This window comes from Vibrio sp. 10N.222.54.E6, assembly GCF_041473955.1.
Taxonomy (GTDB): Bacteria; Pseudomonadota; Gammaproteobacteria; order Enterobacterales; family Vibrionaceae; genus Vibrio; species Vibrio tasmaniensis_A.
This window is the reverse complement of the sequence record NZ_JBFRTD010000009.1, coordinates 54,583-66,094: the sequence shown is the minus strand read 5'-3', so window position 1 is coordinate 66,094 and position 11,512 is coordinate 54,583. Positions and strand designations below refer to the sequence as shown.

Sequence of the window (11,512 nt, the reverse complement as noted above, 5' to 3'; positions counted from 1 at the left end):
GGCTTGAATGCTACTGGAGCCAGAAAATAACGCTTAATAGAAGGTTTAAGGACAGTGTTGGTGAAAAATGTATCAAATCAGTTGATCCTACCTCACAGATTCATTACTATACTGCGCCTTAAAGGTATGGCTTTATCGCGGTTTAGTGATACAGCGGTGTCTTTATTTATTTTTTAACTACGTGTGGTGTCCGGCTTAGAATCGGATGGCGACACGGCCTAATTGAGGTTTTCCCATGAAAGTTGGTATCCACCCAGAATACAAAGCAGTTTCTGCAACTTGTTCTTGCGGCAACACATTTGAGTTCAACTCAACGCTAGCAAAAGAATCAATCCACCTAGACGTATGTGACAAATGTCACCCGTTTTACACTGGTAAGCAACGTATCGTAGATACGGGCGGCCGTGTTGATCGCTTCAACAAGCGTTTCGGTGCTCTTTCTAGCAAGAAGTAATTCTCGCTATTTAGACATAAAAAGGACACTTCGGTGTCCTTTTTTGTTGCCTTAAATTTGAAAAAATACTGAATCGTATTTCATTATTAGCTCATTTAAAGTGGTAGGTTACTGGCGTAAATTTTATTTCATCGCTTACCCCAACACTCCTTCCTCGAAATTCGCTCTAAAGTTGAGCAGGCGACAGTAATTTCAACTGCCCACTGGTCTTATTAGTAGTGAAATCTCGTTTTTTAATGATACAGATGCTTCAACCACCTAGGAACTTTGAAGTACATCCATTAACATGAACAAGATCCCCCAAATAATAATATCCTAGGAACCTACACCTATGTCTGAAGACAGCCGCCAAGATCAATCCCCTCAAGAATTATCGCCTCAAGAACAATTCCGTCAGCAAGCTCTTGATTATCATGAGTTCCCAATTCCAGGCAAAATTGCCGTAGAACTGACGAAGCCTGCAAACTCTGCAGAAGACCTAGCACTGGCATACAGCCCTGGCGTAGCTGAGCCTGTTCGCGAGATCGCACAGAATGTCGATAACGTTTATAAGTACACAGGTAAAGGCAACATGGTTGCAGTTATCTCTAACGGTACTGCAATTCTTGGCTTAGGTAATCTTGGTCCTATTGCTTCTAAACCGGTCATGGAAGGTAAAGCGCTACTGTTTAAGCGTTTTGCTGGTTTAGATTCTATCGATATTGAAGTAAAACACCGCACAATCGATGAGTTCGTTGATACGGTTGCGAATATCGCAGATACATTTGGTGGTATTAACCTAGAAGACATCAAAGCACCAGACTGTTTTGAAATCGAGCGTCGCCTGATTGAGCGTTGTGATGTACCTGTTTTCCATGATGATCAACACGGTACTGCGATTGTAACGGCAGCGGGTATGCTTAACGCGATCGAGCTTCAAGGTAAGAAACTGGAAGAGTGTAAGATCGTTTGTTTAGGTGCTGGCGCAGCAGCGGTTGCTTGTATGGAGCTACTGATTAAGTGTGGCGCTCAGCGTGAGAAGATCTACATGCTTGACCGTAAAGGTGTGATCCACACTCGTCGTGATGACTTGAATGAATACAAAGAGCTGTTCGCAAATAACACCGACAAGCGCACGCTTGAAGATGTTATCGAAGGCGCTGACCTGTTCTTGGGTGTATCGGGTCCTAATCTGCTACCAGCTAAGGCACTTACGCTGATGGCTGATAAGCCTGTTGTGTTTGCATGTTCAAACCCAGATCCAGAGATCAAACCTGAGCTTGCACATGAAGTTCGTTCTGACCTAATCATGGGTACTGGCCGTAGTGATTACCCTAACCAAGTAAACAACGTACTTTGTTTCCCATTCATTTTCCGTGGTGCACTAGACGTGCGTGCGAGCGAAATCAATGACGAAATGAAGCTAGCGGCGGTTAAAGCGATTCGTGAACTAGCAAAAGAAGAAGTTCCAGCTGAAGTACTGGCAGCTGCGGGCGAGACTGCACTGGAGTTCGGTAAGGGTTACATCATTCCTAAGCCAATGGACCCGCGTCTGCTTCCTCGTGTTGCAAAAGCAGTTGCTGAAGCGGCTGTTGAGTCTGGCGTTGCTCGAATTGAGATGCCTGCTAACTATATGGCTTAATGCCTTAATGCCTTAATAGCTTAATAGCTTAATAGCTGTTGCTCTATTGAGCGAAAAAGAATAATAAAAAACCGACTCATAGGAGTCGGTTTTTTTATGTCTATCATTCACAGCGCAGCTACAGATAACGTAGTGGGTGATGTGACAAATAGGGTTCAGCTATAGCGAATCAATAATGAAGGCGGTGACTGAGTTGTTTTTATTCTTCGTCAAACGCTTCGAACTCGATGCCCATCTCTGTCATCAGTTTTTTGACTTCAGTCGGGATGTCGTCTGGACGATCTTTACGAAGGTCTTCATCCGTTGGCAGTGGTTGGCCTGTGTACGCATGTAGAAAGGCTTCGCACAGTAGCTCACTGTTTGTTGCATGGCGTAGGTTATTGATCTGGCGGCGAGTGCGCTCGTCAGTAAGAACCTTTAACACTTTTAGAGGGATAGAAACTGTAATTTTCTTTACTTGTTCGCTTTTCTTTCCATGCTCAGCATATGGGCTTATGTATTCACCATTCCAGTCGGCCATTGCGTACCTTCATCACTTTAGTTGTTAGAATAAATTAATAGTGCTGATTTTAGCGGGATTTACTGCCATAAGCAAAGACATATAGACGTCCAGAAGTGTTGACGTCTCACGTTTATGAAAGTAAAGTGAGTAACATATATCTAACACAGCCACAAAATGCCGACAAGCAGCTGTGATTCTCAGACGCAAAACTTGTAAGGAAGCACCTATGAGCAGCCGGAAGCCAGCAACCATCGCAGTACGTACTGGCATCGAGTCAGACACGCAACACCATGCCGTTGTCCCACCTATTTATCTTTCGACTAACTATGGGTTTCCCGCTTTTGGTGAAGTGCCAAAGTATGATTATACCCGTTCTGGTAACCCAAACCGCGGTCTATTAGAAACGGCACTGTTTGAGCTTGAATCAGGCAAAGGCGCGGTTGTCACTAACTGCGGTACGTCGGCACTTAACTTATGGGTATCCGCTTTCTTAGGTGGCGATGATCTTATTATTGCACCGCACGACTGCTATGGCGGTACTTACCGTCTGTTTAACACACGCTCACTCAAAGGTGACTTCAAAGTTCTGTTTGTTGATCAATCGGATCAAGCTGCACTGGATGCGGCGATCGCGCTTAAGCCAAAGTTAATCTTAATCGAAACGCCATCGAATCCATTGGTTCGTGTGGTTGATATTGCAGAAACTTGCCGTAAAGCGAAAGAAGTAGGTGCTCTGGTTGCTGTCGACAACACGTTTTTGACGCCTGTGTTCCAAAAGCCTTTAGAGCTGGGTGCGGATTTTGTTATCCACTCAACCACTAAATACATCAACGGACACTCAGATGTTATTGGCGGCGTTGTGGTCACTAAAACTGAAGAGCACGCTGAAGAGCTATCATGGTGGGGTAACTGTATTGGTGCAACCGGCACACCATTTGATAGCTACATGACGCTACGTGGTATTCGTACGCTAGGTGCACGTATGCGCGTTCACGAAGAGAGCTCACGTGAAATTCTGACGGCTCTGCAACAACAAGATCTGGTGGGTACGATTTACCACCCAAGCCTTCCTGAACATCCGGGTCACGAGATCGCGAAGAAACAGCAGTTGGGCTTTGGTTCCATGCTGAGCTTTGAATTTTCGGGATCTTTTGAAGCACTTAAATATTTTGTGGATAAATTAGAGCTATTTTCTTTGGCTGAATCATTGGGCGGTGTTGAAAGCCTGATTTGTCACCCAGCGTCGATGACTCACCGTGCTATGGGCGAAGAAGCCTTAGCAGAAGCGGGTGTTTCTCAACAATTACTGCGCCTTTCTGTTGGCCTTGAAGATGCAGAAGACTTGATTGATGATCTCAAGCAAGCGTTTGAAAAAACACAAGGCTTTATCGCAGAAGGGGAGGTTTAATAATGACAACCTTTCGCCAGCTACATAAATTTGGTGGCAGCAGTTTAGCGAACCCTGAGTGTTACCAACGCGTGGTCAATATTCTTAGAGAATACTCGTCATCTACTGACTTGGTCGTGGTATCGGCTGCGGGTAAAACAACTAACCGCTTGATTGAGTTTGTTGAAGCGCTCGACAAAGATGGTCGTATTGCGCATGAATGTCTACAAACCCTTCGTCAGTTCCAGCTTGAGCTGATTGAAGCGCTGCTTGAAGGTGAGTCTGCGGCTCAGCTAACGGCCACTATTCAACAAGAATTTACTGCTTTAGGTGAGCTAACTGCTCCTCTAAGCGAATCGCAAAAAGCACAGGTGTTAGGACACGGTGAGGTTTGGTCTTCACGTTTGTTAGCCGCTCTGTTGTGCCAACATGACTTACAAGCAGTTGCTCAAGATGCGCGTGCCTTTTTACGTGCAGAAGCGGGTGCTCAACCCGAAGTGGATCGCGCGCGTTCTTATCCTCTGATTAAAGAAGTTTTGGCTCAGCATACGCATTGCCGAGTGGTGATTACGGGCTTTATGGCTCAGAACTGCGAAGGTGAAACAGTACTGCTTGGTCGTAACGGTTCAGATTACTCAGCAACCGTGATTGGCGCCTTGGCTGAAGTTGAACGTGTGACGATTTGGAGTGACGTGGCGGGCGTTTACAGCGCTGACCCTCGTTTGGTTTCGGATGCGTGTTTGTTGCCTCTGCTTCGCCTTGATGAAGCGAGTGAACTCGCTCGTCTGGCGGCTCCAGTGCTCCATAGCCGAACGCTACAGCCTGTGGCTCAAAGTGCTATGGATCTCAGCTTGCGCTGCAGCTACCAGCCGGAGGCGGGCTCTACACAAATAGAGCGTGTACTGGCATCGGGTCGCGGCGCAAAAATTATTACCTCTCTGGATGAAGTTCTGATCGTTCAGCTGACCTTTGGTCATGGCCATGATTTTGACCGCTTAGAAAGTGAAGTCCTTGAAGGCCTTAAGCGAGCTCAACTTGAGCCGCTTGCTTATGAGCTTGAACCGGATCAGCACTGCTTGCGCCTTGCCTACACGGAAGAGATTGCTGGTGGTGCGTTGGAATATCTACAAGACCACGCGATTGAAGCGGAAATTAAGCTTAAAGAAGGCTTCTCTCTGATTGCGGCGGTGGGTGCTGGTGTGACTAAGAACCCGAACCATTGTTATGGATTCTACCAACAACTCAAGAGCTCACCGGTTGAGTTTATCTCAGAAGCGAACTCTGGCTTGAGCTTAGTGGCTGTGATTCGTAAGAGTGAAACATCAAGCCTAGTGAAAGGCATTCACTCTCAACTGTTCCAAGCGCAGAAGCGTGTTGCGATTGCTTTATGTGGCAAGGGCAATATTGGTTCAAGTTGGTTAAGCCTGTTTGCTGAGCAAAAAGCGGAACTTGAAAAGCGTCGTGGAATGAACTTTGAATTGGTTGCGGTGATTGATAGCCAAACTTATTGGTTCGATGATCAAGGCATTGATGCGACTTCTGTGAGCAAGCGTTTTGATGATGAAGCGATTGCCAATAACGGCAACGACTGGCTAGAGCGTTTGGGTTCTATTCAGGGTTACGATGAAGCTGTAGTACTCGATGTCACGGCAAGCCCGGTGCTTGCTGCAAAATACCTGCAAGTCGCACAACAAGGTATCCACCTGATCTCAGCTAACAAGGTGGCAGGTTCTGCATCAAGCGAGTATTACCATCAGGTACAAGATGCTTTCGCTAAGATCAGCCGTCATTGGCTGTACAATGCGACAGTGGGTGCTGGCTTACCGATTAACCACACGGTACGTGACCTGCGCGAAAGCGGTGACGATATTATTGCTCTGTCAGGTATCTTCTCGGGCACTCTATCTTGGTTATTCCAACAGTTTGATGGCACTGTGCCGTTCAGCGAGTTGGTTGATTTAGCGTGGCAACAAGGCCTGACGGAACCGGATCCTCGTGCTGACCTCGATGGCTCTGACGTGATGCGTAAGCTAGTGATTCTGGCGCGTGAATCGGGTTTAGATATTGAGCCTGAAAACGTCAAAGTAGAATCATTGGTACCTGAAGAATTACAAGATCTGTCAGTGGATGACTTCTTTGATAAAGCTTCTGTACTGAGTGAAGAGTTGGCCGAGCGTTTAGAGAAAGCGCAGTCTCAACAGAAGGTCCTTCGTTACGTAGCGCGTTTAGAGAAGAATGGTAAGGCAACGGTAGGCGTTGAAGCGTTATCTAAAGAACACGCTCTGGCGAACTTACTGCCTTGCGACAACATCTTTGCGATTGAGAGCAAATGGTACAAAGATAATCCATTGGTTATTCGTGGCCCAGGTGCTGGTCGTGAAGTGACAGCTGGTGCAATTCAGTCTGATTTAAACAGAATGTCTAGCCTGTTTTAATACTTAGAGCGGTTGGTTTAATACTTAGAGCGATTGGCTTAATAGTCAGATCAATTGCTTTAATACTCAGATTAATTGTTTAAATGCGTAAATAGCATACTATCCACTAAGATAAATAAGGCTGAAAGCACGATGTGTTTTCAGCCTTTTTTCTACATTATTTCTTCTTTGCGACCCACCTATCGGCTTGAGCTTTTCTCACTATCTACTTGAAAAAAATTCATAATGGATCTGTTGACATTAAATCGTATTCAATTCATTCTGGAGACATATAGACGTCTAAACGTCGCTAGGGATTTGAGATTATTTAGTGGTTGCTTTTGCCACAGGGAGAGTAAGATGGGATACACACACGCAAGTCATATCGACGCTTTAAATCAGAATATTGCAGAGCTTTCTGACAACATCAATGTGTCATTTGAATTTTTCCCACCAAGCAGTGAGAAGATGGAAGAGACCCTGTGGAATTCTGTTCACCGTCTTAAAACACTTCAACCTAAATTTGTATCAGTAACCTATGGTGCAAACTCGGGTGAGCGTGATCGTACCCACTCAATCATTAAAGAAATTAAGAACCAAACAGGCTTAGTTGCTGCACCACACTTAACGTGTATTGATGCTAGCCGCGAAGAGCTGATTCAAATTGCCGACGATTACTGGGCAAATGGCATTGAAAGTATTGTTGCGTTGCGCGGTGATATTCCAGCAGGCGGTGGTGCGCCAGATATGTATGCGTCTGATTTAGTCGAGCTGCTTAAATCTCGTCACGACTTTGATATATCAGTAGCGGCATTCCCTGAGGTTCACCCTGAAGCAAAAAGCGCTCAATCTGATCTTATTAACCTAAAGCGTAAAGTGGATGCGGGTGCAAACCGTGCAATCACTCAGTTCTTCTTCGATGTCGAAAGCTACTTACGTTTTCGTGACCGTTGTGTGGCGGCTGGCGTTGACGTAGAGATTGTACCGGGTATCTTGCCGGTTTCTAACTTCAAGCAAGCGTCTCGTTTTGCTGCGATGAATAACGTAAAAGTACCAGGTTGGATGGCGAAGCAGTTCGAAGGCTTGGATGATGATCCAACAACTCGTCAGTTAGTCGGTGCTAGCCAAGCGATCGATATGGTTCGTACGCTAAGCCGTGAAGGTGTGAAAGATTTCCACTTTTACACGCTAAACCGTGCAGAAATGACTTATGCACTTTGCCATACGCTAGGTGTTCGCCCACAAGTCGCTGCGCTTTAAGTAAAGTCTAGGAAGTAAAGCCCAAGCGCTTGTAAAAGCTTCTGGTAGTAACATTTCAAATCCTATAGATACAAAAAAGGCTTGGACTCTAAGAGTTCAAGCCTTTTACGTTTCTAGTTTCTAGTTTCTAGTTTCTAGTTTCTAGTTTCTAGCTTAACTTAAGCAAGAGCGCCAAGTTCAAGCAGTACTTCGTCAGCCCATACAATCCATGCTTCACGGATCAGTAGGTTACGACGAAGCGTTAGACGCTCTAGGCGTGCTTGCTTGTCTAGTGTAGATGGCGTTGCGTAGTAAGCCGCTTCGATTTCTTTGTAGTGAGAAACCAGTTTGCGAGACTCTTCTACTAGTTCAGCAAGTTGTACACGGTACGCATCAGAAGGTTGTACAGCACAAGCGATTAACTTAGCTGAGAACTCGTCACGAACGGTTGGGTGTGCAGTTGGTTGTTCAAACCATTCACCTAGCGCGCCACGGCCAGCATCGGTGATAGAGTAAACTTTACGATCAGGTTTGCCTTCTTGAGGCTCAAGTACGCAAGTTACCTGGTCGTTCTGAGCCATTTTATTTAGCTCGCGGTAAACTTGTTGGTGGCTAGCTTTCCAGAAGTAACCAATGCTTGCGGAGAATTCTTTTGTGATATCGTAACCAGTAGCATCGCGTGTACTTAAAACGGTTAAAATTACGTGTGGTAATGACATGTCTGAAATCCAAATGGTAAACAGTAAACAAATACTTGAACAACAAGTGTGCTTCTATGGCACGTTATATTGGTTATGTTCAAGTAGCACCAACTCAATCGTTGGTTATGTCACCTTACAAAGCCGTTTATCACCTAGGTTGACCAGTTTATTGGTCGAGTGCCGCAGATTATTATTTTGGAGTGTTTCTGCAGCGGAGCAGTAGTATATCTAAATAATAAGCATAAAGTAGAATACATGGACAAAATAACCCAAAAAACTGACAAAATACTCACTAGCGGTCATTTGGCAAAATAAAAAGGCCGCCAATGGCGACCTTTTGTTTGTTTTGTAGATGGAATCACTAATTAACCAGTGTTTCGCATACCTGCTGCAATACCTGCAATCGTCACCATTAGCGCTTCTTCTAGCTCTGCTGGTGGTGTTTCACACTTACGAGTACGGTAAAGCAGTTCCGCTTGAAGCATGTTTAGTGGCTCAACATAGATGTTACGTAGACGAATTGACTCAAGTCCCCAAGGGTCGCTTTGCATCAAGTTCTCGTTATTTTCTACATTCAGCACCGCTTTGATGTCTTTTTGCAGCTGTTCACGCAGTAACTCACCCAGAGGTAATAGCTCTTCGTCAACAAGTCGCTGGTCGTAGTACTTAGCTATTTCCATGTTGCACTTCGAGTACACCATTTCCAACATACCTAGACGAGTCGAGAAGAATGGCCATTCACGACACATCTCTTCAAGTAGCGCTTGATGGCCTTGATCGACAGAGTATTGAATCGCTTCACCAGCGCCTAACCATGCAGGAAGTACCAAACGGTTTTGGCTCCATGAGAAGATCCATGGGATCGCACGTAGGCTTTCTACGCCGCCGTTCGGGTTACGTTTCGCAGGACGAGAACCAAGAGGTAACTTGCCTAACTCTAGCTCTGGCGTCGCTTGGCGGAAGTAAGGAACAAACTTCTCTTCACCACGAACGACGTTGCGGTAAGCTTCGCAAGATACTTCAGACAGCACTTCCATTAGGTCGCGCCATTCTTGTTTTGGCTCTGGTGGTGGCAGAAGGTTCGCTTCTAGAATCGCACTTGCGTATAGGTTGAAGCTATTAACTGCAACATCTGGCAAGCCAAGTTTAAAGCGGATCATTTCGCCTTGTTCAGTTACACGTAAGCCGCCTTTCAAGCTTTTAGGTGGCTGAGAAAGAAGAGCCGCGTGCGCTGGCGCACCACCACGACCAACCGTACCACCACGACCGTGGAATAGAGTCAGTTCAATGCCTTCTTCTTCACAAGCCTTAACTAGCTTGTCCATTGCATCGTATTGCGCCCAGCCTGCAGACATTACACCGGCATCTTTAGCTGAGTCAGAATATCCGATCATCACCATTTGGTGGTTCTGGATAAAGCCACGGTATAAATCGATGCTCATTAGCTGTTTCATTACGGCTTCTGAGTTGTTCAAGTCGTCTAGCGTTTCGAACAATGGACATACGTCCATGCGGTACGGGCAACCACATTCTTGTAGAAGCAAATGTACAGCCAATACATCCGAGGCAGTACGAGCCATAGAGATCACGTAAGCACCAAAGGCTTCACGAGGTTGAGCAGCAACGACCTTACAGGTGTCTAAAACCTCTTTGACCTGCTCAGATGGCTCCCAGTCGCGTGGTAACAGTGGGCGCTTTGAGCTTAATTCATTGGTTAAGAAAGCAACCTTATCTTGCTCGCTCCATTGGTCGTAATCACCAATGCCTAGGTAGCGAGTCAATTCAGATAGCACATCTGAGTGACGAGTACTTTCTTGACGAACATCGAGACGAACCAAATGCACGCCGAATGCTTTTAGGCGGCGTAGCGTATCAAGTAGAGAACCGTCCGCGATTACGCCCATGCCACATTCGTGCAGTGATTGGTAACATGCGTAAAGTGGTGTCCAAAGTTGGTCTATGTTCTGTAGAGTTTCTTTCTTCGGTACTTCTGCGTCGTGCAGTTTTGCATCAAGCACTTCTAGCGTGTTGTTGAGCAGAGTACGTAGGCTCTTCAGGATTGCACGGTAAGCTTCGTGCTCATCGCCAGCCAATTCACGAACGGCATCATTACACTTGGTCATCGACAGTTCGGTAATCAACTCGTTCACGTCACCTAGGTATAGATCAGCGGCTTTCCAGCGAGACAGACGCAGTACTTCTTTAGTGATGGTGTGCGTTACGAATGGGTTACCATCGCGGTCACCACCCATCCAAGATGAGAAATGAACAGGGCGCGCATCAATTGGCAGGCCTTCACCAAGGTAACCTTTTAATCGACCATCCATTTCACGTAGGAAATCAGGCACAGCTTCCCAAAGTGAGTTTTCGACAACCGCAAAGCCCCACTTAGCTTCATCAAGTGGCGTTGGGCGCTGCTGACGAATTACATCAGAGTGCCAACCTTGAGCGATCAGTTGCTCTAGGCGGCGTTCGGTTTTCACGCGCTCTTTGTGTGATAGGTCGCTTAATTCTAATTTAGACAGACACTCGTTGATCTTTACCAGCTTGTTGATCATGGTGCGACGAGTGATTTCTGTTGGGTGTGCAGTCAGAACGAGTTCAATGTTCAGGTCGCGAACGGCTTGAGCCGCGTCTAGCTTGCTGATGTCATTCTGATTTAATTTGGAAAATAGAGATTGCAGCACATCTGGTTCACAAACATGCTCCTCACAGTGGCGAGAGATCGTATGGTATTGCTCTGCCATGTTGGTGAGGTTGAGAAATTGGTTAAATGCACGAGCAACAGGAGTGAGTTGTTCGTTCGGCAGGTTTTTGATTTCTTCAACTAGGCTGTCACGGTCAGCTTTGTTGCCTGCGCGGGCGGATTTGGAAAGTTTACGGATAGTCTCCACTTTCTCTAAGATAACGTCACCATGTGCATCTTGGATTGTGTTACCTAGCAAGCGTCCCAGCATGCTTACGTTACTCTTGAGAGCGGCGTATTTCTCGTTCATTGTCATCCTGCCTCGTAAAAAAATTACATCCATTGTTCCTTGTTAAGTACACAATCTAGCGAAAAGTGCTGTATCTAGTCAAATAAAGCATTCTAAGTTTGCAATTATTAGGTTTAAAAATGCGGGAGAAGTAAATTTTTCAAAACTTAGGGAAAAAGTGAAATTTAATTACAAGATCGGGCTGTGTCAGGGATAACA

At 45.8% G+C, this 11,512-nt stretch carries 8 protein-coding genes; 5 read left to right on the top strand and 3 right to left on the bottom strand.

Annotation, left to right across the window (positions count from 1 at the left end):
* Window positions 1-235 precede the first annotated feature (235 nt).
* Both rpmE and AB4513_RS04540 read left to right on the top strand, forming a co-directional pair.
* Complete coding sequence (gene rpmE / locus AB4513_RS04545; RefSeq protein ID WP_009848884.1) at window positions 236-454, top strand: 50S ribosomal protein L31; 219 nt, start codon at window positions 236-238, stop codon at window positions 452-454.
* A 331-nt stretch (window positions 455-785) separates the two neighbouring features.
* Window positions 786-2,075, top strand: a complete 1,290-nt coding sequence (locus tag AB4513_RS04540; RefSeq protein ID WP_009848885.1) for a malic enzyme-like NAD(P)-binding protein — start codon at window positions 786-788, stop codon at window positions 2,073-2,075.
* A 199-nt stretch (window positions 2,076-2,274) separates the two neighbouring features.
* On the opposite strand, the gene metJ is transcribed toward AB4513_RS04540, so the two are convergent.
* Window positions 2,275-2,595 carry a met regulon transcriptional regulator MetJ gene (metJ, locus tag AB4513_RS04535; protein ID WP_004729686.1) on the bottom strand — a complete coding sequence of 107 codons (321 nt, stop codon included), beginning with the start codon at window positions 2,593-2,595 and terminating at the stop codon, window positions 2,275-2,277.
* Window positions 2,596-2,803: 208 nt separating this feature from the next.
* Between metJ and AB4513_RS04530 the strand changes: the two genes are divergently transcribed.
* The 3 genes from AB4513_RS04530 to metF all read left to right on the top strand — a co-directional run bounded on the left by AB4513_RS04530 (window position 2,804) and on the right by metF (window position 7,638).
* Window positions 2,804-3,985, top strand: a complete 1,182-nt coding sequence (locus AB4513_RS04530; protein ID WP_102258062.1) for an O-succinylhomoserine (thiol)-lyase — start codon at window positions 2,804-2,806, stop codon at window positions 3,983-3,985.
* A gap of 2 nt (window positions 3,986-3,987) precedes the next feature.
* The gene (locus AB4513_RS04525) at window positions 3,988-6,399 is read left to right on the top strand and encodes a bifunctional aspartate kinase/homoserine dehydrogenase II (protein WP_009848887.1); all 2,412 of its coding nucleotides are present in this window, start codon (window positions 3,988-3,990) and stop codon (window positions 6,397-6,399) included.
* Window positions 6,400-6,738: 339 nt separating this feature from the next.
* The gene (metF, locus tag AB4513_RS04520) at window positions 6,739-7,638 is read left to right on the top strand and encodes a methylenetetrahydrofolate reductase (RefSeq protein ID WP_009848888.1); all 900 of its coding nucleotides are present in this window, start codon (window positions 6,739-6,741) and stop codon (window positions 7,636-7,638) included.
* Window positions 7,639-7,796: 158 nt separating this feature from the next.
* Here the strand turns inward: metF and AB4513_RS04515 are convergent, their stop codons facing one another.
* Window positions 7,797-8,336 (bottom strand): PadR family transcriptional regulator, encoded by a 540-nt coding sequence (locus tag AB4513_RS04515; RefSeq protein WP_009848889.1) that lies wholly within the window; start codon window positions 8,334-8,336, stop codon window positions 7,797-7,799.
* A 347-nt stretch (window positions 8,337-8,683) separates the two neighbouring features.
* Window positions 8,684-11,320 (bottom strand): phosphoenolpyruvate carboxylase, encoded by a 2,637-nt coding sequence (ppc, locus tag AB4513_RS04510; RefSeq protein WP_170962733.1) that lies wholly within the window; start codon window positions 11,318-11,320, stop codon window positions 8,684-8,686.
* Between the last annotated feature and the right edge of the window lie 192 nt (window positions 11,321-11,512).

What these genes read in the sequence shown, in the direction of transcription:
- rpmE (WP_009848884.1), top strand. Translation starts at nt 236, where the DNA reads ATGAAAGTTGGTATCCACCCAGAATACAAAGCAGTTTCTGCAACTTGT.
- AB4513_RS04540 (WP_009848885.1), top strand. Translation starts at nt 786, where the DNA reads ATGTCTGAAGACAGCCGCCAAGATCAATCCCCTCAAGAATTATCGCCT.
- metJ (WP_004729686.1), bottom strand. Translation starts at nt 2,595, where the DNA reads ATGGCCGACTGGAATGGTGAATACATAAGCCCATATGCTGAGCATGGA.
- AB4513_RS04530 (WP_102258062.1), top strand. Translation starts at nt 2,804, where the DNA reads ATGAGCAGCCGGAAGCCAGCAACCATCGCAGTACGTACTGGCATCGAG.
- AB4513_RS04525 (WP_009848887.1), top strand. Translation starts at nt 3,988, where the DNA reads ATGACAACCTTTCGCCAGCTACATAAATTTGGTGGCAGCAGTTTAGCG.
- metF (WP_009848888.1), top strand. Translation starts at nt 6,739, where the DNA reads ATGGGATACACACACGCAAGTCATATCGACGCTTTAAATCAGAATATT.
- AB4513_RS04515 (WP_009848889.1), bottom strand. Translation starts at nt 8,336, where the DNA reads ATGTCATTACCACACGTAATTTTAACCGTTTTAAGTACACGCGATGCT.
- ppc (WP_170962733.1), bottom strand. Translation starts at nt 11,320, where the DNA reads ATGACAATGAACGAGAAATACGCCGCTCTCAAGAGTAACGTAAGCATG.